The sequence below is a fragment of the Nocardioides sp. REDSEA-S30_B4 genome (assembly GCF_001627265.1).
GTDB lineage: Bacteria > Actinomycetota > Actinomycetes > Propionibacteriales > Nocardioidaceae > Nocardioides.
In genome coordinates this window covers 1-22,177 of sequence record NZ_LUPI01000064.1, presented here as the reverse complement: position 1 = coordinate 22,177, position 22,177 = coordinate 1, and the positions used below count along the sequence as shown (strand labels likewise).

Genomic DNA, 22,177 nt, shown 5'->3' with positions numbered 1-22,177 from the left:
CCCCTATGCGTCAGGCTGAGGTGAGACACCACTTCTGAGTTCCTTCCCTCTGCACGGGGCGGAGAAGCGAGACACCTGATGACCATGACGTTGGCCGATACGACGGCGTTCGATGATGGGGTGGTGACCCCGAGAGCTGACCGTCCGAAGCGACGCACGTTCACCGCGGAGTACAAGGCGAGGATCCTGGCCGAGTACGACGCCGCCGACCACGGCGAGCGGGGCGCGATCTTGCGCCGGGAGGGCCTGTACTCCTCCCATATGGTCGACTGGCGCAAGGCCGCCCGGGCGGGCGCAAGCTCCGCGCTTGGACCCAAGTCACGTGACCGGCGGGACCGGGAGATCGAGCAACTGCGGGCGCGTGCGGAGAAGGCCGAGGCCGAGCTGGCCCGGACGCAGGCCGCGTTGGACCTGGTGGGAAAAGCACACGCGCTCTTGGAGACGCTCTCCGAGAGCACGGGCACGCCGAAGCCGCCGCAGCGGTGATCAACCCTGCCGTCGACGAGCTCGCCGTCCACACGAGCGTGAAGCAGGCGTGCGACCTGTTGGGACGTGCGCGGGGTAGCCACTATCGCGCCCAGCGGCCCAGGGTGCATGGCCCGGCACCGAAGCGGCCCACGCCACCGAACGCGCTCACTGTCGCCGAACAGGAGCAGGTGCTCGCGGCGTTGACCAGCGAGCGGTTCTGCGACAAGTCGGTGGCGCAGACGTGGGCCACCCTGCTGGACGAGGGCACCTACTGGTGCTCGATGTCCACGATGCACCGGCTGCTGCGTGCCTGCGGCGCGGCCGGTGAACGTCGCCGGCAAGCCGTCCATCCGGCGAAGAAGAAGCCCGAGCTGCTCGCCACCGGGCCCGGGCAGATCTGGTCGTGGGACATCACCAAGCTCCGCGGTCCCGGCCGCGGGGTCTGGTTCCAGCTCTACGTCGTGCTCGACATCTTCTCCCGCTACGTCGTGGCCTGGACCGTCCAGAACGCTGAGGACTCCGAGATCGCCAAGACCATGCTCGAGGAGGCGATGGGCGACCACGGGATCCCTGAGGCGGTCCATGCCGACCGGGGCACCTCGATGACCTCCAAACCCGTCGCGCAGTTGCTGCTCGACCTGGGTGTCGACCGGTCTCATTCCCGACCGAGAGTGTCGAACGACAACCCGTTCAGCGAGTCGGCGTTCAAGACGCTGAAGTACGCGCCTGTCTTCCCCGACGCGTTTGGGTCGCTGGCCGACGCGAGGGCGTTCTGTGAGGCCTTCTTCACCTACTACAACCACGAGCACCGCCATTCCGGGATCGGGCTGCACACCCCTGCGTCGGTCCACCACGGCACCGCCGCCGAGATCCGCGTCCAGCGTCAGGCCACCCTCGACGCCGCGCACGCTGCTCACCCCCGAAGCTGCCCAAGGCCGCCTGGATCAACCAGCCCTCACCGGAGGCCCTCATACAGACCGCGTAACGAGACGTGTCTCAGACTGCTTGACATCTTCCGGACGGGGGACCGTCGCAGACGCTGTCGGTGTTCTTCCGGTCAGGGCGCTGGTTTGCTTTCAGCAAGCGTGATGAGGTTCTGGGTACCGACTTGGTTTTCTGGACGGCGCCGGCACCTCAGGGTCCGTTCACTGCTAGGCCGCCGGTCGGAGAGCTGCTATCGGACGGTGCCACCGGAACCTTGCGTTACATGCCGCTGGCGCACCCGGACCTATTGCCACGTCGCGGCTCCGTGGTGGTCTCCTACAGCAGCAACAGCACCGACTTCGGGAAGGTCTTGGCAGACCCGCTCAGTTATCGCCCAAGCTTCCTTCGCGTCCCCCTGCCGTAGCGGCCGAGCCGCCAAGGGGCGCTCCTCGGGTAGTTTGCACCACAGATCAGATGTCACCGACCCCTGCAGCAGACCCCTTCTCAACATCTTGTACTCCGCCGGGCGCATCACACGACGTGCGACCGCAGGCAGGAGCAAGTACTCCGTCAAGGTGTTGTAGTCGACTTTTTCAGGCACACGAGGGGCATCCGGAGGTCTCTTGTTGGCAGGCGTCGCCTGCAGGTACCACAGGAGGTCCGCCCCGGTGGCCTGCTGTCGGGCCCCTGCGACCCTTCACGGGTGCAGCGTCACTGACGAGATCCCCCGTCGGCGCGTCTTATCGCCGCCTAGCGTGCTGCCGACGGGTCAGGCAGGGTCTGCTAGAGCGCAGGCTCGACGCGCAGGTCATCAGAGACTGACATAGCGGCAGCCATCGGTAGGCCCTTAGTTGGGCGGCTCGACCGTCCACCTGACCCAGTCGGTCCAGTAGTTGGTGGGTCCCGTCGCGTTGCGGTCGGGTCCATAGTCGTACGACTTGTAGTCACGTGAGCTCACGGAGAAGTAAATGCGGGCTTTCGGGCCGCCGTACGGCATGCAGCTGCGGGGCACAGTCGCTGTCGCGGTGTCCGCTCTCGTCTCGATGGACGCCTTCGGGCACTTGATCCGTTCGTACCGCTTCGAGTCGGACGCAAGGAGGACGTACGCGAGCCGGGTCTTCCAGGAGCCGCCGTCCTTGACGGCGGTGAACAAGTAGCCGCGTTTGGAGCCGCTAACGTCGATGCCGACACCGATCGAGTAGAGCTCGCTCTTGACGGTCGGTTTCGCGAAACCCATCTCGACCGAGGTGGCGTCCGGGGCGTTGACGAGGTGGAACTTCTTGATGTTGAGGCTGCCGCTGCGGTCCTTGACACTGTCGCCGCGGAAGATCTGGCCCACGCTGTTGCGGAGCTCGAACGGGTCGCTGGTCGGTGAGGCGGGCTCGTACCGGCCGCGGGTGCCGGGCTTCACGACCTGGAACTTGTAGAGGCCGCGGTCGGACACGATGCCGGTGAACTCAACGCCTTCCCAGGTCCACGAGGACGTGTCGCCGGCGGTGAGAGTAACTGGGTCGCTCTCGGCGTAGATCCATCGGCCACGGACGACATAGACCTGGTACGTACCGTCGGCGGTCGCTTGAAAGTCGACGCGCATCTGATTGGGAGTGATGTCGTCGTACGGGTTGGGCCAGAACTGCCAACCGGTGTCCGGTTCCTCGCCGCTGTCGGCTCCATCGGGATCGTTGAGGCTACTAGGGACGATCCGGGTGATGATCGCGCCGCTGGGTGCTCGTCTCTCAGCATAGGTCTGGTCGGTTCCGGCGCGGTTAGCAGCGTCCGCTGTCGGTGCGGCCAAGAGGATCGAGGGAAGCAACGCGACGAGAGCGGTGGAGAGCAGGCGAGACCCGGGCATCCTTGAAGAGTAAAGGCGCCCGGTCGAGCACACGTCGGTTCGCACGATGCGGATGCACAGCAGTCTCGGGCTCTGGTGCCGAGAACGCGTGGTCGATGCCCTCGCCAGTCGAGACAAGCCGTCGCTGGCGGGCTCAGACTGGCGCCGTCAGCGGGTTGGCCGGACCGGCATATCGGGTCGGTCCACTCAGCCGCTTCCGGAACGTCTAGACCGGCGATGGACTGCGTTTGCGCAGGTCAGAGCCTAGTTCAGGCCTTTGCTCGATCGCAGAGCGAGCGAAGTGCCGCTGTCGCCGACGCTGCGGCACAGCCACTCCAGAACGCACGTCAACCGATCACGCAGGAGAGAGCAGTGTTCAACCACGAGGCCTACGAGGCCATGGAGTCGGCGGCTACTTGGGTGGAGTACTTCCAGTCCTACCCGCGGTGCGGCCACACCGTCATCGTCCAGGGCGCGGCGGTGGAGGTCGGCAGCGGCAAGGTCGCCTGGCGGGTCTCGACAGCGGAGTCTGGCGAGTACTTGGCCACCGACTTCGCGGACGACCGGGAGGCCGCCGAGCAGGCCGCTCAGCAGTTCATCGACGAGCACATCGACCCTGACTCCTGCGAGGTCGACTACTGCACGCCGGAGTTGTCCCGCGAGATCCAGCGCGAGACGACTGAGATGATCGACTTGGTCATTCGCCTCACCGATCCGCAGTGACGGCTAGCAGCGCCGGCCGCATCGGGCGTCCGGCGCTGCCTGCCCTTCGCAGATCGAGGCCACGCCTGGGGTCGCGTCCGCGCCCACGGAGATTGGCTTGGCCACCACCGAGCCGAGGGGGTGCGGTCAGTCCGCTCGGACGTACCAGAATTGGCTGGGCTTGCCGCTCGGAGCCACGGTGGTGACGAGGTGCCCGCGGTCCTTCATAGTGTGGAGGGCGTCGTACACGCTGATGTAGACGACGTCGGGGATGCGGCGCCAGACCTCGTGCAGACGCAGGCCCTTCTCTCCGACTGTCCAACCGCCGCGTTCGATCAGCGCCTCGATCTCGCGGCTACAGGCCTCGACGGACAGGTGCCTCACGTCCGGGTAGTGCGACGGGCTCCGGAGCGTCTCGTCACCCTCGGGTACGTCGATGAGCAGCCAGTCGCGCTGCAGTTGGTTGCTGACCCGTTCCAGGCGTTTCGGACGGCGCCCTTGTCCGGCCCGAACTGCTGCTCGAGCAGTCGCAGCCAGCCGACCCAGTTCTCCAGGACACCCGCTTCGTATCTCTGCAGGACGAACTCTCGCATCGCGGGATCGATGCCGCGCGGCCCGCTACGTGCGGCACCCGAGGATGCCGGCGCGCTGGCGACCTTTCCGTGCTGACCGCAGTAGCATGGGTCCGCGTCGCAGAGGTGGCAGTAGTCGCTCATGTGGGTCCCTGGTCCTCGGGAGGTCTTGTCACGCGGCGCCCTCGGGGAGGGCGGTCCGCTTGATGTGCTGCAGGGTCTCGACGATCGCGTCGACGTCTGTGTCGGGGAAGACGTAGTCGGGGCCGGTGGGGGCGTGGTCGGTGTAGGGGGATTCGAAGAGGCGGCCCGGCTCCATGACGCCGTTCTTGGTCAGTTCGTCGACGATCAGGTTGATGAAGCGGATCTGGTCGGCAGTGAACCTGGAGCCGTCGAGGTAGTTCTCGAACGCCTCGGTCGCTGCTGCCCGATCGAGTCCGACGAGGTGCCGGACGAAGACACCGAGTCCGCCCTGTCCGGTGGCCCAGGTGATGTCGGTGTCCTGACCTCCGGAGGCGATGAGCATCTGCTCCAGCTCCGTCAGGTCAGCGGCGGTGATCTGCTTGTTGCGGCGCAGGCGCTGGAGGGCGAGGTTGTCGAGGTGTTCGCGGAGGTAGGCCTCGGCCTTGGCGCGGAAGCGTTCGAAGTTCGTCCCGGGCGTGACCCGGGGGAGGACGACCTCAACGCCCTCGCCGAGCGTGTCCTCGAAGTCGGTATAGACGGGGTTGCGTGGGGTCTTCTCTAAGAAGCGGGCGAGCCCGCGGATGCGGAGACGCGCGAGTTCGAGCATGGGGAGGGTGACGTCGATCCACCACTCGTCGCCGGCCACTGATTCGAGCAGGACGGCCTGCTCGGCCACGGACGGGATGGTGGTCTTGCCGAGCAGCGCGGCTGCGATGTGCTGGATCGACTCCCGCAGCCGTTCGGCGAGCACGGCGTCACCGTCGAGTTGGGCGAGCTGGCGGCGCAAGACGAGCAGGTCGAAGCGCTTGGCGTCCTCGTCGTCGTCACGGACCGAGGACGGCAGCCCGGCCAGAGTGAGCAACGCTTCGGAGTCCTCGGGTGCGATGCGGATCCAGGCGTCGACGTCGGCGTACTTCTCGACGGCGCGGCGGTGCGGGCGGACGACGAAGTTGTCGAGGTTCATCCCCGCAACCACTTCGTGCAGCGTCGCGACAGTGCTTGATCGCAGATCGGGCTCCTGGTCACCGAGTCCGGTGACGAGTCCAAGCCGGGCTTCGAAGAGGCGTTGGGACAGTGACTTCTGGGTCTGGCCCTGGGAGCCGGGGAGGTCCTGGCTGAAGTACTCGAGGTTGCCGCAGAAGTCGAAGACCAGGAAGTCCTGCTTGTCCTCGCCGGGGCCGAACAGGTCGGGGCACAGACGGGTGCCGCGGCCGATCATCTGCCAGAACTTCGACTTCGAGCGGACCATCTTGAAGAAGACGAGGTTGACGACCTCGGGTACGTCGATGCCGGTGTCGAGCATGTCGACGCTGATCGCGATGTGCGGCGCTTTGTCGTGGATGGAGAAGTCGTCGATCAGCGATTGGGCGTACGGGGATCCGTGGGTGATGACGCGGGCGAAGTGGCCGGCGAGCTCGGGGTAGGCGAGGTCGAACCGCTTGGCGATGAACTCGGCGTGCTTCTGGGACTTGGCGAAGATGATCGTCTTTCCGAGTCGGTCACCGCCGGCGACCTTGTAGCCCTGCACCATCAGCGTCTCGAGGACCTTGTCGACGGTGTCCTCGTTGAACAAGAACCGATTGATCTCCTCGGCGCCGACCTCGTCCGGCGGGCCGTCCTCGCCCCAGTCGAGGGTGTCCCACTGGTCCTTCTCGTCCTCGGTGAGGTCGTCGTACTTGATGCCCGAGCGGAGGAACTGGGTTCCGACGCTGATGCCCTTGGGTGGGACCAGGTAGCCGGCCTCGACTGCTTCGTCGAGGGAGTAGTTGTCGGTGGGGACGCCGTCCTCGAGGTGGAAGAGCCGGTAGGTGTTGTGGTCGACCTCGTCCTTGGGTGTCGCGGTGAGGCCGACGAGGAGTGAGTCGAAGTAGTCGAAGATCGCGCCGTACTTGGCGTAGACCGAGCGGTGGGCCTCGTCGATGACGGTGAGGTCGAAGTAGCCGGGCCCGAAGCGGCGGTGGCCGTCGTCGATCTCGTTGATCAGATTCATCATCGTGGGGTACGTCGAGACGTAGACGCGTCCCTCGATGGCCTTCTCAGTGACGAGGTTGACCGTGGTCGAACCGGGCAGGTGCTGCTTGAACGCGTTGGCGGCCTGGTTGACCAAGGCGGTGCGGTCGGCGAGGAACAGCACCCGCTTGACCCAGTTCGCCCTCTGCAGCAGGTCGACCAGGGCGATGGTGGTGCGGGTCTTGCCCGATCCGGTGGCCATCACCAGCAGCGCCTCACGCTGCTTGCGATCGAACGCATCACCGACAGCCTTGACGGCGCGCACCTGGTAGGGGCGGCCGGCGATGTCGGTGTTCGCCTGCGCCAAAGTCAGCGGGAGCTTGGTCTGGCGGCGCTGGATCAGTAGCTCGAGCTCGTCCCGGGTGTAGAAGCCCTGAGTCTCTCGGGGCGGGTAGCCGCCGGCGTCGTCCCAGATCCGGTGCTCGTAGCCGTTGGTGTAGAAGATGACCGGTCGGCGGCCGAACTGCTTCTCCAGACAGTCCGCGTAGAGCTTGGCCTGCTGTTGGCCGACTTCCGGCGACTTCGATGTTCGCTTGGCCTCGACCACCGCCAACGGGAGACCGTCGGCGCCCCACAGGACGTAGTCGACGAAGCCGTTGCCCTCGGCGTTGGGCATGCCGGTGACCGGGTACTCGCGGTCCCGCTCCTCATCGAGCGCCCATCCGGCTTCGTGGAGGAGTACGTCGATGAAGAGGTCGCGGGCGGCGGCCTCGTCGTAATCACGGGTGTCGGGCGCGGCCTCCGCCTGGGCTGCGGCGATCTTCGCCTGAAGCTCGGCGATCTCCGCATCGCGTGCTGCGACGAGCTCGTCCTTCTCGGCCAACGCGCGGGCGTGGGCCTCGTCCTGCTCCTTGAACTTGGCTGCAAGGCGGGTGACGTCCTCGCGGGACAGAGGCGCCGCCTTGGCCGCGAGTGCCGGGTCGAACTGTGCCTGCAGCGGCACCACCGTCGGCGCCGGAGAGTGGTGGTAGGACGTCCAGACGACGACATTGAAGAGTTCGCGCAGCACCGCGAGCGACACGTCCTGGCGAATCTGCCGGTTCTCGTGCACCGCGGTGTTGGCAATGCGTCTGATCGCGGTCAGCTTCTGCGTGATGCCCTGGGGCACCTTGGCTTTGAACGCAGCGTCACCGATCTTGGCAGCGAGGTCGTCGCGGTACGGGAGCGGCAGAGAGAGGACGTCGTAGAGGTAGCCGACGAGTTCCTCGACGACGCGGCGGCTGTAGAAGCACGCCGATCGGGGGTCGGACGATAGGTACGACTCGGCCCGGGCGCAGTCGTCATGCAGTGACGGCAGCGTCTGGCGGACGAAGTCGAAGTTCCCCATCGCGACTACTTCTCGTCCTCATCGATGTCGAAGTGGTCGGCCAGGCGCTCGAGAGTGAACTCCTGGCGGAGCTTGCAGGCACTGTGCTGGCTAGCAAACATCCCCTTCTCCCAGAAAGCCTCGCTCTGAGGTCGTGCGTCAAGCCACTCCACCGGCACGACCCACTCCGCCAAGTCGTCGTCAGCATCGTTGTAGTGCGCGTGAGGCGGATCAGCGAGGTCCAGTTCGGCCAGCCTGGTCCAGCCATCACCGATGTCGACTTTGACCTCGGCCCACCGTCGCGCGGGGGCAAGGGTTCTCCCCACGCCCACGAATCCCGTGCCGGGAAGATTCACCCAGACCCGTGCGCCCTCGGGTAAGGACCTCATCGTCTGGGAGTAGAACTTCCCGCCGCCTGCCGCGATGAAGTTGAACCGGCGCGCATCCTCCCAATTGCGATTGCCGCCGTAGGAGACGTACCAGTCGAGGCCGTTCCATGATGCGCGCTTGCCCTTCTTTGCGGCGGTCGACGTAGCCGTCGGTGCGCTCTGCTCCGCCGAAGCCAGCCATGACCGAGCGAGGTAGCGCCGTCCATCGTCCTCCAAGTAGGAGAAGAAGACCGCGTTCACAGGGACCCCGAAGTCACGCAGGTAGTTGACGATGCGCTCCGAACTGGCGTCTAGTTCGGCGGCCACGATCGTGAGGCGAAGCTCGCCGTTCAGCTCATCCGGAGGTGCGCTAGCGAAGACGTCCTCGAAGGCGGCTTCGAACGGCTGGTCGAGGTGCTTGGTGGCAATGTCGATGATGTCGTCGCGCGACAGAGTCGAGGCCCACGAGCCGTAGTCGAGTACCTGCGCGACGACCTCGCGGGGCGTCTTGTCGCGCTTGAGCTCCAGCAGGTTGAGATTGCCCTCGCCATCGATCGCCAGCAAGTCGAGGCGCGGGCCGTAGGGCGTGATCACCTCACTGCCGATCACTAAGAGGCGTTCGCCTAGTAGTGAAGGGTCCCGCTTCAGGAACTCGTGCAGGTCCTTCTCAGCAGGCAGCACCGACGTCGTCAACGGCTTGGGCTCATCGCCGTCGATCCGCCACATCCTCATCTCAACGGGCAAGGGTCACAGCTCCCCTCGGAAGGCGCGGGACTGGAGGGAGGCGAAGAGCTTGTTCTCGGCGACGGTGGCGCTGCCGAGCAGACCGCGCTGCTCGGCAACGCGCTGTGCGCGAGACACAAAGTCACGTTGACGTTCAACCGCCACTCGAGGCAGTGGCATGGTCTCCAACTTCGCCTTGGATACGTTCTTCATGGATCCACCTGTCCCGCTGGAGAGACGGCTGATCCTCCGCCGAATGGCGGGCGTGCTGAATAGCGCTTGGTAGAAGATGGGCTCCGCATCGCCCTTCCATTGGAAGCGCCAGACCTTGTCGGGCAGGGCCAGGTTTGGAGGCGTTGTCGACACGTAGGCCACAGCGCCGACGAGCTCAGTCGTGTTGGCGCGGCTCATCAGCAGGTCGCCAGCGCGCACGAGGTGATCGGTCGGAGGCGTGTAGTCGGAAGGCAGAGGCTTCGACTCGTGCGGCTTGAACTGTCCGGTGGTCACTGCGCTGATCTTCAGCACACGGTAGGGAGTTTGTGAAGCGGAGTCAGCTGCAACAAGGTTGCGGCCTCCCGCCAGATTGGCGACCGAGCCGAAGTCAACGCTCTCCATCGACTCGTCAGGGTCGCCGAACATTTCGCGGAAGATCGACTGGGCGAGGGAGTCGAAGTGGGCGAGGACTTGGCGGCGCTTGGCGCGGAGGGCGTCGGCGTGGTCGAGGATCGCGGCGATGCGCCGCTGCTCGGGGAGGGGCGGCGTAGGAATCTGCGAGCCCCTGATTATCCGATCCGAGACAGCGGGATAGCTTGCGCCCGTTGCCTTGCGGACCATGTCACCGATGAACGCTGGCGATTGAACCCAGTGGAACAGATAACGGCCATCTAGGTCGTGGCCTGCGCGGAGCACGGTAAATCCCGTAGACGCCGTTGCGCCGTCGAGACCGGGAGGAACGACAGCGACCGCGTTGAGGTTGGGCCGCACCGTCGAGACGAGGACGTCACCAGCAGCAACGAGTTGGCGGGCCCTACTGGGTGCCGCGGACCCGACCGTGGGGGTGGCTCCGGTAACGCGCTTGCTGGAGTTGTCGACCGCGCTGAGGTCGATGTATTCGAACTCGCTGTCAGGCTCGCGGCTCGGGTTCCAGGTCTTCACGGGTTCGGTGAGTTCACCGATCGGCACGGCCTTCACGAAAGCATCGCCTTCAGCTCGACCAGCCCCTGGGCGATCTCGTGTTCCAGGGTCTCGATGTCGGCGATGATCTCCAGCGGTTCGCGGTGCTCGATCTCGTCGTGGACGATCTCCTTATAGCGATTCAGGGAGAGATCGTAGCCCTGGGCGACGATGTCGGCCTTGGGCACCAGGAACGATTGCTCGGTGCGAGCACGTTCCTTCTCCAGCCACGTGGTCTCCACAGGCTCAACCGACGTGTGTCGGCTCTGCCACCGGCTGAGCAGGTCCGGGAGGTCGTTGGCCTCGACGAGGCTGCGCTTGTCGTCGAGCGAAAAGCCATCAGCACGGACGTCGTAGAACCAGACGGCGTCGGTGCCGCCGGAGTTGGTCTTGGTAAAGAACAAGATCGCGGTGGAGACACCGGCGTACGGCTTGAAGACACCGGACGGCAGCTTCACGACGGCGTCGAGCTTCTGGTCCTCGACCAGCATCTTGCGCAGTGCCTTGTGGGCGGTGCTGGACCCGAACAGCACTCCGTCCGGGACGATCACGGCAGCGCGTCCGCCGGGCTTCAGTAGCTTGAGGAAGAGGGCGAGGAAGAGGAGCTCGGTCTTCTTGGTCTTGACGATCCGCTGGAGGTCCTTGGCGGTGGACTCGTAGTCGAGCGAGCCCGCGAAGGGCGGGTTGGCCAGGATCAGGGTGTACTTGTCGGCGTCCCCCGCGGCGCCTTCGGAGAGGGAGTCGCGGTAGCGGATGTCGGGGGACTCGATGCCGTGGAGCAGCATGTTCATGCTGCCGATGCGGAGCATGGTGGAGTCGAAGTCGTAGCCGTGGAACATCGAGGCATGGAAATGCTTGCGCTGCGCCTGGTCGAGCAGCGCCTCGGCGTGGGTCTCGCGGACGTACTCGCTGGCGGCGACGAGGAAGCCGCCAGTGCCGCAGGCGGGGTCGCAGATCTCGTCGCCCGGCTTGGGTGCGGTCATCTTCACCATCAGGTCGATGATGTGGCGCGGGGTGCGGAACTGGCCGTTGACGCCGGCTGAGGCGATCTTGGAGAGCAGGTACTCGTACAGGTCACCGTTGGTGTCGCGGTCGGCCATCGGGATGTCGTCGAGCATGTCGACGACCTTGGACAGCAGCGCCGGGGTCGGGATGGTGAACCGGGCGTCTTTCATGTGCTCGCTGTAGGTGGAGCCGTCGCCCAAGCCGCGCAGGAACGGAAAGACCTCGTCGGCGATGGTCTTGTGCATGACCTCGGGCGAGGTGTTCTTGAACTGGCTCCACCGCAGGTGGACCTGGCCGGGCAGGAACACCGGGTTCTCGACGGCGGCGCCGGTGACCCGGGCCTTCTTCTCGGCCAGGGTCTGGATGTCGTCGAGGCGTCGGATGAAGAGTAGGTAGGTGATCTGCTCGATCACCTCGAGCGGGTTGCTGATGCCGCCAGACCAGAACGAGTCCCAGACGCGGTCGATCTTGCTCTTCAGCTCACCCGTGATCACGGGATTTACCTTAGTGACCGCTGAGCCGGTGGACGTGGACATGGGCGACCTCCTGCCGACCGGTCCTTCCGGGCAGCCTTGCAGGATGGCGCAGGCCTCCGACAGTGGTGCGAAATCTCGCCACAGGATCGCCGCGGGGGGGACCTCGAGGGGGCACGATTCGGCCTGCTCGAGGGCGTCCGAAGCCCCTTCTCCGGGGGCAACTGTGCCCGGAGAGTGCCCGGAGGCCGTTTTGGGCACAGTAGTTGTCGCTTCAATGACTGTTCGGAGCGACCTCAGAAACGACAAAACCGCAGGTCAGGGGCCTGATCTGCGGTCTCATCGGTCTGCGCGCCTGTAGGGATTCGAACCCCAAACCTTCTGATCCGTAGTCAGATGCTCTATCCGTTGAGCTACAGGCGCCCATCGTCCCGGGGTGGCCGCGACGACTGGTCGATACTAGCGAACCCCTGACGAGGAGCCGAATCGGCGGGTCTCGGGGCTCGCTGGGCTGGGTGGCCTCGACGCCCGCTCGTCGCTGGCGCCCCTCGCTGCTCGACCACCGGAGAGGGCCCGCTCGACCGCCGAGCCCACCGCCCACCGGCACTGCGGCGTACGGCGCTGTGACCTGCCCCACGACCCTTGGCTCGATCCAATATGCGGACACCGATGTCCGGATTAGGGTCGCCGCACCGTGTGCGTGGCTGGCAACGACGCCTACTCCCCACGTCGTCCACCTTCTCAGGCAAGCATGCCGGCGAGACCCGAAGAGGCCCCATGACCCTCACGTCCATCGACCTCAGCACTGCCCCCACGACGCACGAGGGCATCCTCGCCTTCGTCCGCGAGGTCGCCGAGCTCACCCAGCCCGACGCCATCCACTGGTGCACCGGCTCCGACGAGGAGTGGACGATGCTGACCGAGGCCCTCGAGGGCACCGGCACGTTCACCCGCCTCGACCCGGCCAAGAAGCCGAACTCCTTCTACGCCGCCAGCGACCCGATCGACGTCGCGCGCGTCGAGGACCGCACCTACATCTGCTCGGTCGACGAGAAGGACTGCGGGCCCACCAACAACTGGATGGACCCCGAGCAGATGAAGGGGATCATGCGGGGCCTCTACGAGGGCTGCATGCGAGGCCGGACGATGTTCGTCATCCCCTTCGTCATGGGCCACCTCGAGGCCGAGCGCCCGATGTTCGGCATCGAGCTCACCGACTCCGCCTACGTCACCGTCTCCATGCGCGTCATGGCCCGCATGGGCTCCGCGGTCCTCGACAAGATGACCGAGACCGACGCCGACTTCGTCCAGGCCATCCACTCCGTCGGCCACCCGCTCGCCGACGGCGAGGCCGACGTCGCCTGGCCGTGCAACGACACCAAGTACATCGTGCAGTTCCCCGAGGAGCGGGCCATCTGGTCCTTCGGGTCCGGCTACGGCGGCAACGCCCTGCTCGGCAAGAAGTGCTACGCCCTGCGCATCGCCTCGGTCATGGCCCGTGACGAGGGCTGGCTCGCCGAGCACATGCTCATCCTCAAGCTCACCAGCCCGCAGGGCGTCGTGAAGTACGTCGCCGCCGCGTTCCCGTCGGCGTGCGGCAAGACCAACCTGGCGATGCTCAAGCCGACCATCCCCGGCTGGAAGGTCGAGTCCATCGGCGACGACATCGCCTGGATGCGCATCGGTGAGGACGGCCGCCTGTGGGCGGTCAACCCCGAGTACGGGTTCTTCGGCGTCGCCCCCGGCACCAACGAGCACACCAACCCGCACGCGATGGCCACCATCAACAAGGGCAACTCGGTCTTCACCAACGTGGCCCTGACCGAGGACGGCGACGTGTGGTGGGAGGGCCTGGAGAACCCGCCGGCCAAGGCCACCTCCTGGAAGGGCGAGCCCTGGACCCCCCAGATCGGTGAGCAGACCGAGGAGCTCTCCAGCCACCCCAACAGCCGCTACTGCACCCCGATCAAGCAGTGCGACATCCTCGCGCCGGAGTTCGACGACCCGCGTGGCGTGCCGATCGACGCGATCCTCTTCGGTGGCCGCCGCAAGACGACCGTCCCGCTGCTCTTCGAGGCCCGCGACTGGACCCACGGCACGTTCCTCGGCGCCACGCTCTCCTCGGAGACCACCGCCGCCGCGATCGGCGCCACCGGCGTCGTGCGCCGCGACCCGATGGCCATGCTGCCCTTCATCGGCTACAACGCCGGCGACTACTTCGGCCACTGGATCAACATCGGCAAGGACAACGACGAGTCCAAGCTGCCGAAGATCTTCTACGTCAACTGGTTCCGTCGCGACGAGGACGGCGGCTTCCTGTGGCCCGGCTTCGGCGAGAACAGCCGCGTCCTGAAGTGGGTCGTCGAGCGCCTCGACGGCCAGGCCGCCGCGGTCGAGACCCCCATCGGCCACGTGCCCGCCCCGGGCTCGATGGACGTCGAGGGCCTCGACATGACCGACGAGGCGCTCGCCGCCGCGCTCCACGTCGACGTGGAGGAGTGGAAGGCCGAGATCCCGCAGATCCAGGAGTGGTTCGAGAAGTTCGGCGACGACCTGCCGGCCGTGCTCTGGACCGAGCTCGACGGCCTGAAGGCACGCCTGGGTCTCTGAGAGACATCCCGCAGCGAGCCCGTCCCGGTACGCCGGGGCGGGCTCGCTGCGTCGTACCGGCTCGGGAGGGCGGTGCGACGGATTGCAGGAATGTGCAACGATCGGCCCCACTCGGGGCACGACGGAGGATCGGAGGGCGTGGTGGCGACGTACGGTCCCGAGCAGCGCGCGCTGCTGGAGTCGGCCGGGGTGGAGCTGTTCGAGCGGGTGCTCGCCGAGGACGGGATCGCCGTCGACGACGAGCGGATCGCCGAGGGCGGCCCGGACCGCGCGGCCTTCGACCTGCTCGTCGAGCTCGGCCTGCTGCTGCTCGACCCCGACGCCGGCACCTGGCTGCCCGAGGACCCCGCCACCGCCCAGTCGCGGGTCGTCTCACCGCTGACCAGCGAGAGCGTGCGGCTGCTGCAGGAGTCCGGTGACTGGGCGCGCGCCTTCGGCAGCGTGACCGCCACCTGGCGCCGTGCACCGCGCTCGGACGCCCGCGGCCCGTTCACCTACCTACGCGACGAGGCGATCGGGAAGTTCCTCGCCGGCGTCGTCGCCGAGGTCGAGACCGAGATCCTCACCGCCCAGCCGCAGACCGGCCGCGACGCCCAGACGCTCGCCGCCGCCGCGCTGCGCGACGTCGCGGCCCTCGAGCGCGGGGTCAAGATCCGCACGCTCTACCAGCACTCAGCGCGACGCTCCTCGGTCACGCACAAGTACGTCGCCGAGGTCACCGCCCGGGGCGCGGAGGTGCGCACGCTCGATGAGTTCTTCAACCGGATGATCATCGTCGACCGTCGGGTCGCGCTGATCCCGGGAGCCGAGGACCTGCGCGTCGCGGTCGCGGTGCGCGAGCCGTCGATCATCGCCTACCTCGTCGACGTCTTCGAGCGCGCATGGGAGCGCGGACGACCGTTCGCGAACCGCGAGAGCTCGATGCTCAAGGACATCGCGCTCGAGCAGCGGGCGATGACGATCCGCATGCTCATCGAGGGGCACGCCGACCCGGTGTCAGCCAAGCGCCTGGGCGTCAGCCCTCGCACGTACGCCGGCTACGTGGCCGACCTCAAGGAGGAGTACGAGGCGGAGACGCGCTTCCAGCTGGGGTACACGATGGGGCGGATGGGCCTCACCGGGAACGAGCGCCCCGGTGAGGAACCCACCACCGGAGACTGAGTCAGTCTGTGGGTGCTGGCTCAGGGTGCCGGGCGGCAGAAGCCGCCGCAGCCCCAGCTGGTGTCAGCCTGGGCGGGAGCAGCGGCTCCGAGGACGCCGACGGACATGATGGCGGTGGCCAGCACGACCGCGGCCTTGCGCATGATCTTCATCAGTGAGAGTTCCCCTCATCGTGTGCGGGCCCACGGAATGGCCCCGTGGCTCATTGTGTGTCGCCACCGGGCCCGGCAAACACCGTCGCGCTGCCTCACAAATCTGCAATGCAGGAACCTGCAGACGGACGCCGTCACGGGGCCCGGGCCTGCGTCGATGGCGCGGACCCGCGCGGAGGGACGCGGAGGGGATGCCGGGGGCATACGTCTCGGCCCCCGTCCGAGGGACGGGGGCCGAGGCCGGCGGAGGCGGAGGGATTTGAACCCTCGATGGGGTTGTAGCCCCAAACCCGCTTAGCAGGCGGGCGCCATAGACCTGACTAGGCGACGCCTCCATGCAGCCCCGACAGGCTACAAGGAGCGGTGCGCGGGCGCCGAATCGCCCTCACCCCGCGGCCACGGAGCAGGCCGGGCGCTCAGGAGAGCGGCTTGAGCTTCTGCCCGGCGGCGAGGCGGCGCTGCATCTCGCGGACGAAGTCCTCGCGGTCCACGGCCAGCGTCTGGACCGGCAGCGTGGTGCGGGTGCCGTCCTTGAGGTGCAGCACGAAGCAGGGGATGCCGTTCGGGCTCGCGGTCGAGGCCTGCTCGACGTCGGTCCAGCGGGCGGCCCGCGTGCCGGCGCCACGGACCAGGCGGACGGCGTACCCCTCCTCGTCGACGCGCAGCACCCACGCGCGGGTGCGCAGCCACCAGCCCAGGGTCAGCACGGCGGCCAGCCCGAGGGCGATCCCGACGACCAGCAGGTCCGGCGGGAGACCGGTCGCGGCGACCAGCGCGGTCAGGCCCAGCACCAGCAGCGCGAGCAGCACCAGCGCGGGCCCCATCAGCCGCGCCGCCATCGACGGGGCGAGGCGGTAGACGTGCGGGGTGGGGAGGCCGGACATGCCCCCATCCTCTCAACCCGCCCCCGTCGCCTACGATCGCACCCAGCCCTCGGCTGCGGCCGGAGGCGATGGAGGGGTGCCGGAGTGGCCGATCGGAACCGCCTTGAAAGCGGTCGTAGCGAGAGCTACCGCGGGTTCGAATCCCGCCCCCTCTGCCAGGAGCCCCGCCGGGTGCGGGCCGGGTCCGGTGCGGATCGGGCGTGGGGGTCAGACGGTGAGGGCGATCAGCACGTCGCCCTCCTGCACCACGTCGCCCGTGGCGACCTTGACCGCGGTGACCGTGCCGGCGCGCTCGGCGATGACGGGGATCTCCATCTTCATCGACTCCAGCAGCGCGACCGTGTCTCCCACGGCCACCTGGTCGCCGGGGGCGACGGAGACGCTCATGACGTTGGCGACCATCTCGGCCACCACCTCGATCACCTGTTCGCGGGGCACGGATCGACCGTAGTCGTTACCGGTGCGTACCCCGAGTCGAGCGGATCCGCAGGTCGCGCCGGCGGCTTGATCAGAGGAGCGCGGCGGTGCGCCGCGGCTCGGGTCGTACGGCGCTGGCCTGCTCGTCGCGGCGGGCGCGACGCCCACGGGAGCCGGCCAGGGCCAGGTCGACCCGGATCACGACGTACCCGATCACCAGGCCGATCAGCAGGCCGTAGCCCACGGAGAGGCCGCTCTCGAGCAGCGCCACCGACGGGTCGACCAGCGCGTTGGCGATCGAGACGGTGCCGGCGGCGCCGAACGCGCACACCCACCAGCCCTGGCGGCGGCGGGCGCGCATGTGGCAGCCCCAGGCGAGCGCCGGGACGCCGAGGACGGTCTCGAGGGGGCGCGGGAAGGCGCCGAGGTTCTCCCGGGACCAGCGCACGCCGTCGAGCAGCGTGGTGACGACGTCGCCGGGGCCATACTCCCGCAGCAGCTCGGCGTACCCGACGAAGACCAGCAGCACGACGCCGCCGCCGACGGTGGCGATGAGACCGCGGCGCCCGAGGCCGTGCAGACCGGCGCCGAGGCGGTAGACGAGCAGGAACGCGCCGGCGAGCGCGAGCCCGAGGGTGGCGTACTGGAAGCGCACGACGGTCAGCGCCGGCTCGAAGCCGACGGTGGCGAACGCGCCGACCGAGGCGATCGCGACGGCCACGGCGCACTCGCGCGCCGCCTCGCGGAACCGCTTGGCGGGCACGGTCATCATCACCGCGAGCACCGCAGAAAGGGCGCACGTCATCACCGCGGCGCCCGTGCTGGCGCGGTCGTCGTCGACCAGCAGGACCACGACCCCGACCAGGGCGGTCAGGGCGCCGAAGACGCCCGGTCGGCCGCCGGTGCGGGCCGCCAGCGCCCAGACGTAGGAGGTCGCCACCGCGACCGAGCCCGCACCGCCGAGCCACGCGGGGCCAACGGGGACGACGCCGGCGACGAGGAGGCCGACACCGGCCAGGAGCAGCAGCCACCAGGACACGTGCGGCACGCGGGACTCGCCCAGCGCCACCGCGCGGGCGCGCCAGCGGTCGAGCCGGCTGCCGTCCTGGGTCGGGCCGGTGGATCCGTCCGTCTCCGCGGCCGCGGTCGGCGTCACGCCCTCTGAGGTAATGGTGACCGGCGGGGTCACCGGGCGGGCCGGCGCCGGTGCGGGCGAGCCGGAGGGCGCCGGGGTCGCCTGGGTCGTCGGGCGGCTCGGGGCGGGTGCCGCGACGGCGGCTGACTCCCGCTCCGGGGTGCGCTCAGGGGTGCGTCCTGGCCGCGTGCGACGGGCGCGGCGCGGCTTCTCCGCGCGGCGTCGGGGGGCGGCTCGGGACACGGCGCTCGAGCCTACAGCCGTCGGTTCGTCAGCGAGGGGTTGGTCCGGCGGGCCTCGAGCAGCCGCTCGCAGCTCACCACGGCTCGCACGACCTCGGGCCCGTCGCCGGCCTCGGCGAGCACGTCGCCGAGCGGGTCGACGACCATCGAGTGCCCGCTGTAGCGCGGCGCCGGCTGGGCGGCCGCGGCCACGTGGACGGTGTTCTCGATCGCCCGAGCGCGCAGCAGGGTCCGCCAGTGGTCGACCTTGCGGTCCCCCGCGACCCACGCCGCCGGGACGACCAGCAGCTCGGCGCCCGCGTCGACCAGGGCGCGCGCCATCTCGGGGAAGCGCAGGTCGTAGCAGGTCATCAGGCCCACGGTGACCCCGCCGACGTCGACGGTCACCGGCTCGAGCGGGCCGGGACTGAGCCGGTCGGACTCGCGGTAGCCGAAGGAGTCGTAGAGGTGGATCTTGCGGTACGACGCCCTCGACCGCCCGCGCACCAGCAGCGTGTTGAACGGGCGACCCGGGTCGTCGCTGCGCTCGAAGGACCCGGCCACGACCGTGGTCCCGTGCTGCTCGGCGACCCGCGTCAGCTCGGTGTCGAAGGGCCCGCCGACCTCCTCGGCGAACGCGCTCACGTCGTCGCCCGGCGACCCGAAGTCGCGGGCGAAGGCCTCCGGCAGCACCACCAGGTCCGCGTCGTCGGGCACCAGGTCGGCCAGCCGCGACCGGTTGACGTCGGGGTCGAGGTCGCCTGCCTCCTGGACCAGCGCGATCCGCAGCGTGACGTCACTCATGCCCTCCAGCCTGCCACCTCGGGCCAGGACTCTGTGAGAGTGAGGACGTGGCCGACGCACCCCCCTCTCCTCCGCCCGGCGAGATCCCCGGCGAGTCCCTGGGCGCCTTCGCCGCGGTCGTCCTCGCCGGCGGCACCGCGGTGCGCATGGGCGGCATCGACAAGGCCTCGGTCGAGCTGCACGGCCGCACCCTGCTGGCCCGCGCGCTCGAGGCGGTCATCGACGCCCGCGAGGTCGTCGTCGTGGGCGAGGAGGTGCCGACCGACCGCCCGGTGACGTTCGTGCTGGAGGACCCGCGCCACGGCGGCCCGGTCGCCGGCCTGCTGACCGGGCTCGACTCGCTGCTGCGCCCGCCCCCGCTGCTGGCCGTCCTGGCCGTGGACATGCCCCTGGTCACCGCGACGACCTTCGACCGGCTCCGGGCGGGCATCGGCGACGCCGACGGCGCCCGGCTCGTGGACCCCGACGGCCGGCACCCGCTGGCGCTGGTGCTGCGGACCGACCGGCTCAGCGGCGTACGACCCGACCGGGAGGGGCAGCACGGCATGGCGCTGCGCGCGCTGCTGGCCCCGCTGGACCTGGCCGAGGTGCCGACGGTCGGCGACGAGCACCGCGACGTCGACACGTGGGAGGACCTGCGCGACCTGTCCTGAGTGCTGGCGGGTGACCCCTCCGGGGCGGGGTTGTCGCCGCGCGTGTCGACGCGGATAGTGGGCCCCGTGAACCTCCCCGACTGGATCGACGAGCTCTGCGACGCGCTGGACCTCGACGCCGAGGTCGACGAGGCACTGGTGCTCGACCTCGCGCGGGTCGCCGCGCACAACGTCGTACGCCCGGCCGCCCCCATCTCGACCTTCCTTCTCGGGCTGGCCGCGGGCCGCCAGGGCGCCGGGCCCGAGGAGCTCGAGGAGCTCGCCGGCCGCGCCCGTGCCCTCGCCGAGGCCTGGGACCGCCCCGCCGGCGCCACCGCCGCCGAGGACGAGGACGTCGAGGTCCCCGACGACAGCGCGGTCGACCACTCCGGCGACGCCCGGGAGCTCGAGGACGCGTGAGCCCTGCGGGACGGCGGGGGCGGTGCGTCATCAACCGTCCTGTGGCCTCGATCGGTTGACAGTTCACCGCCCGGCCCCGGTCCGCTGATCAGCGGTGCGAGATCAACCGGCTGCCCGGCCGATTCGGTTGACAGGTCACCGCCCCCACGGCACGGCGTACGGCGGTGTGTCAGCAACCCACTCCGGGCCCAGACGGGTTGAGGACTCACCGCTCCCCCGGGCCTGCCCGGGCGACATCACGGCCCCGGTAGCGTCGACACCATGCGTGCCGTCGTCGCCCAGGGGACCGGTGGTCCCGAGGTCCTGTCCGTCGCCGAGATGCCCGACCCGCAGGCCGGGGCCGGCGAGGTCGTCGTGGAGGTCACCGCCGCGGGGCTGAACCGCGCCGACCTGCTGCAGCGGATGGGCTTCTACCCGCCGCCGCCCGGCGCCTCCGACATCTTCGGCATGGAGTGCTCCGGCACCGTCGCCGAGGTCGGCGAGGGCGTGACGCAGTGGTCGGTGGGCGACGAGGTCTGCTGCCTGCTGGCCGGGGGCGGGTACGCCGAGCGCGTGGCCGTGCCCGCGGGGCAGGTCATGCCCGTGCCCGACGGGGTCGACCTGGTCACCGCCGCCGCGCTGCCGGAGGTCGCGGCGACCGTGTGGTCCAACGTCTTCATGGTCGCCGGCCTGCGTCCCGACGAGACGTTCCTCGTCCACGGCGGCGCGGGCGGCATCGGCACGTTCGCGATCCAGCTCGCCCACGCCCTCGGGGCGCGGGTGGCGACGACCGGCGGCACGGCGGAAAAGCTGGAGTTCTGCCGCTCGCTGGGGGCCGACGTCACCATCGACTACGGGGAGCAGGACTTCGTCGAGGTCCTGCGCGAGGCGACCGGCGGCCACGGGGCCGACGTCATCCTCGACAACATGGGCGCGAAGTACCTCGCCCGCAACGTCGAGGCGCTCGCCACCGAGGGCCGGCTGGTCGTCATCGGCATGCAGGGCGGGACGAAGGCCGAGCTCGACCTCGCGAAGCTGCTCACCAAGCGCGGCGCGGTCATCGCGACCTCGCTGCGGGCGCGACCCGTCGAGGGCAAGTCCGCCATCTGCGCCGGGGTGGTGGAGCACGTCTGGCCGCTGGTCGCCGAGGGCAAGGTGCGCCCGATCGTCCACGAGGTCCTCGGTCTCGACGACGTGGTGGCCGCCCACGAGCTGATGGGCTCGGGCGCGCACACCGGCAAGATTCTGCTCACCCCGTGAGCGTCGTACGTCCCCCTAGGGTGGAGGCATGAGCGAGCAGCAGTCCCCCACCGGATCGGCACCATGCCCGCCGCGGCCGCCATGGCGATGGTCAGCCAGGGCCAGGCGCCGTCGGAGGGCACCACCGGCGACTCCGACGACGAGCGGCACCTCACCGAGCTGGTCGAGCAGCCGGCGAAGGTGATGCGCATCGGCGGGATGATCCGCCAGCTGCTCGAGGAGGTGAAGGCGGCCCCGCTCGACGAGGCCAGCCGCAACCGGCTGCGCGACATCCACGCCGCCTCGATCACCGAGCTCGAGGCCGGCCTGGCCCCCGAGCTGATCGAGGAGCTGCACCGGCTCAGCCTGCCCTTCACCGAGGACGTCACGCCCTCCGAGGGCGAGCTGCGCATCGCCCAGGCCCAGCTCGTGGGCTGGCTCGAGGGGCTCTTCCACGGGCTGCAGACCGCGATCTACGCCCAGCAGATGGCCGCGCGGGCGCAGTTCGAGCAGATGCGCCGCGGGCTGCCCGCGGGTCACGGTGGTCATCCCGGGCAGCCGGGTCAGCCCGGTGAGGAGCCCGGCCCCACGCCCGGGGACTCCGGGGGGATGTACCTCTAGGTCGGCCGCCCGGCAAGGTTCATCGGCCGGCCGACAGACCCTGCCACGGGACGACGGAGCTTCACCGGCCACGGAACCTGTCAACCTGCGTGGAGTCGGTCGCGGTTGGTTTCTTGGTTGATGGCCACTTGGGCCATAGGGGTCGGTACCCGGGGCGGGCCGGC

General features: G+C 68.9%; 20 protein-coding genes and 3 tRNA genes. 10 read left to right on the top strand and 13 right to left on the bottom strand.

Features of this window, described 5'->3' with window-relative positions; translation table 11 throughout:
• Positions 1 to 78: 78 nt before the first annotated feature.
• Positions 79 to 486 (top strand): transposase, encoded by a 408-nt coding sequence (locus A6R01_RS12330; protein WP_292606269.1) that lies wholly within the window; start codon positions 79 to 81, stop codon positions 484 to 486.
• Positions 483 to 1,976, top strand: coding sequence for an IS3 family transposase (locus tag A6R01_RS12325; RefSeq protein WP_292606267.1), 1,494 nt, complete (start codon positions 483 to 485; stop codon positions 1,974 to 1,976). Before A6R01_RS12330 ends, A6R01_RS12325 begins: the two co-directional genes overlap by 4 nt.
• Before the next feature lie 263 nt (positions 1,977 to 2,239).
• On the opposite strand, the gene A6R01_RS12320 is transcribed toward A6R01_RS12325, so the two are convergent.
• On the bottom strand, positions 2,240 to 3,289 hold the full coding sequence (locus A6R01_RS12320; protein WP_292606265.1) for a hypothetical protein: 1,050 nt from the start codon (positions 3,287 to 3,289) through the stop codon (positions 2,240 to 2,242).
• 306 nt (positions 3,290 to 3,595) lie between these two features.
• Here A6R01_RS12320 and A6R01_RS12315 point away from each other — a divergent pair, with 306 nt between their 5' ends.
• On the top strand, positions 3,596 to 3,946 hold the full coding sequence (locus tag A6R01_RS12315; protein WP_292606264.1) for a hypothetical protein: 351 nt from the start codon (positions 3,596 to 3,598) through the stop codon (positions 3,944 to 3,946).
• Positions 3,947 to 4,072: 126 nt separating this feature from the next.
• Here A6R01_RS12315 and A6R01_RS12310 read toward each other — a convergent pair whose 3' ends face one another.
• From A6R01_RS12310 to A6R01_RS12285, 6 genes are all read right to left on the bottom strand, one after another.
• Complete coding sequence (locus A6R01_RS12310) at positions 4,073 to 4,309, bottom strand: hypothetical protein (protein ID WP_292606262.1); 237 nt, start codon at positions 4,307 to 4,309, stop codon at positions 4,073 to 4,075.
• Positions 4,310 to 4,669: 360 nt separating this feature from the next.
• Complete coding sequence (locus tag A6R01_RS12305) at positions 4,670 to 8,017, bottom strand: DEAD/DEAH box helicase family protein (protein WP_292606260.1); 3,348 nt, start codon at positions 8,015 to 8,017, stop codon at positions 4,670 to 4,672.
• Positions 8,018 to 8,022: 5 nt separating this feature from the next.
• Positions 8,023 to 9,108 carry a hypothetical protein gene (locus A6R01_RS12300; protein ID WP_292606258.1) on the bottom strand — a complete coding sequence of 362 codons (1,086 nt, stop codon included), beginning with the start codon at positions 9,106 to 9,108 and terminating at the stop codon, positions 8,023 to 8,025.
• A gap of 3 nt (positions 9,109 to 9,111) precedes the next feature.
• Positions 9,112 to 10,278, bottom strand: a complete 1,167-nt coding sequence (locus A6R01_RS12295) for a restriction endonuclease subunit S (RefSeq protein WP_292606257.1) — start codon at positions 10,276 to 10,278, stop codon at positions 9,112 to 9,114.
• On the bottom strand, positions 10,275 to 11,759 hold the full coding sequence (locus tag A6R01_RS12290) for a class I SAM-dependent DNA methyltransferase (protein WP_292606255.1): 1,485 nt from the start codon (positions 11,757 to 11,759) through the stop codon (positions 10,275 to 10,277). Before A6R01_RS12290 ends, A6R01_RS12295 begins: the two co-directional genes overlap by 4 nt.
• A gap of 329 nt (positions 11,760 to 12,088) precedes the next feature.
• A tRNA-Arg gene (locus tag A6R01_RS12285) sits at positions 12,089 to 12,161 on the bottom strand.
• Between the two features lie 354 nt (positions 12,162 to 12,515).
• On the opposite strand from A6R01_RS12285, the gene A6R01_RS12280 reads away from it, so the two are divergent.
• Positions 12,516 to 14,348, top strand: a complete 1,833-nt coding sequence (locus A6R01_RS12280) for a phosphoenolpyruvate carboxykinase (GTP) (RefSeq protein WP_292606253.1) — start codon at positions 12,516 to 12,518, stop codon at positions 14,346 to 14,348.
• 138 nt (positions 14,349 to 14,486) lie between these two features.
• Positions 14,487 to 15,509, top strand: a complete 1,023-nt coding sequence (locus A6R01_RS12275; RefSeq protein ID WP_292606252.1) for a LuxR family transcriptional regulator — start codon at positions 14,487 to 14,489, stop codon at positions 15,507 to 15,509.
• Positions 15,510 to 15,529: 20 nt separating this feature from the next.
• Here the strand turns inward: A6R01_RS12275 and A6R01_RS12270 are convergent, their stop codons facing one another.
• From A6R01_RS12270 to A6R01_RS12260, 3 genes are all read right to left on the bottom strand, one after another.
• Positions 15,530 to 15,661, bottom strand: coding sequence for a hypothetical protein (locus A6R01_RS12270; protein WP_292606250.1), 132 nt, complete (start codon positions 15,659 to 15,661; stop codon positions 15,530 to 15,532).
• Positions 15,662 to 15,905: 244 nt separating this feature from the next.
• A tRNA-Ser gene (locus tag A6R01_RS12265) sits at positions 15,906 to 15,996 on the bottom strand.
• Positions 15,997 to 16,077: 81 nt separating this feature from the next.
• The gene (locus A6R01_RS12260) at positions 16,078 to 16,545 is read right to left on the bottom strand and encodes a PH domain-containing protein (protein ID WP_292606248.1); all 468 of its coding nucleotides are present in this window, start codon (positions 16,543 to 16,545) and stop codon (positions 16,078 to 16,080) included.
• 70 nt (positions 16,546 to 16,615) lie between these two features.
• On the opposite strand from A6R01_RS12260, the gene A6R01_RS12255 reads away from it, so the two are divergent.
• Positions 16,616 to 16,703: transfer RNA gene (locus tag A6R01_RS12255), tRNA-Ser, on the top strand.
• A 49-nt stretch (positions 16,704 to 16,752) separates the two neighbouring features.
• Here A6R01_RS12255 and A6R01_RS12250 read toward each other — a convergent pair.
• The 3 genes from A6R01_RS12250 to A6R01_RS12240 all read right to left on the bottom strand — a co-directional run bounded on the left by A6R01_RS12250 (position 16,753) and on the right by A6R01_RS12240 (position 19,122).
• Positions 16,753 to 16,983, bottom strand: coding sequence for a biotin/lipoyl-binding carrier protein (locus A6R01_RS12250; RefSeq protein WP_292606246.1), 231 nt, complete (start codon positions 16,981 to 16,983; stop codon positions 16,753 to 16,755).
• A 70-nt stretch (positions 16,984 to 17,053) separates the two neighbouring features.
• Complete coding sequence (locus tag A6R01_RS12245) at positions 17,054 to 18,118, bottom strand: hypothetical protein (RefSeq protein WP_292606244.1); 1,065 nt, start codon at positions 18,116 to 18,118, stop codon at positions 17,054 to 17,056.
• Between the two features lie 233 nt (positions 18,119 to 18,351).
• A complete protein-coding gene (locus tag A6R01_RS12240) occupies positions 18,352 to 19,122 on the bottom strand; it encodes a carbon-nitrogen hydrolase family protein (RefSeq protein ID WP_292606242.1) in 771 nt (256 codons plus the stop codon).
• A 47-nt stretch (positions 19,123 to 19,169) separates the two neighbouring features.
• Here A6R01_RS12240 and A6R01_RS12235 point away from each other — a divergent pair, with 47 nt between their 5' ends.
• From A6R01_RS12235 to A6R01_RS12220, 4 genes are all read left to right on the top strand, one after another.
• Positions 19,170 to 19,775 carry an NTP transferase domain-containing protein gene (locus A6R01_RS12235; RefSeq protein WP_292606240.1) on the top strand — a complete coding sequence of 202 codons (606 nt, stop codon included), beginning with the start codon at positions 19,170 to 19,172 and terminating at the stop codon, positions 19,773 to 19,775.
• A 66-nt stretch (positions 19,776 to 19,841) separates the two neighbouring features.
• Positions 19,842 to 20,174: a DUF6457 domain-containing protein gene (locus A6R01_RS12230; protein WP_292606238.1), complete on the top strand. Its 333-nt coding sequence runs from the start codon at positions 19,842 to 19,844 to the stop codon at positions 20,172 to 20,174.
• A 261-nt stretch (positions 20,175 to 20,435) separates the two neighbouring features.
• Positions 20,436 to 21,413: an NAD(P)H-quinone oxidoreductase gene (locus A6R01_RS12225; protein WP_292606236.1), complete on the top strand. Its 978-nt coding sequence runs from the start codon at positions 20,436 to 20,438 to the stop codon at positions 21,411 to 21,413.
• A gap of 81 nt (positions 21,414 to 21,494) precedes the next feature.
• Entirely contained in the window at positions 21,495 to 22,013 is a 519-nt protein-coding gene (locus tag A6R01_RS12220; protein WP_292606271.1) for a bacterial proteasome activator family protein, read from the top strand.
• The last annotated feature ends 164 nt before the right edge of the window (positions 22,014 to 22,177 follow it).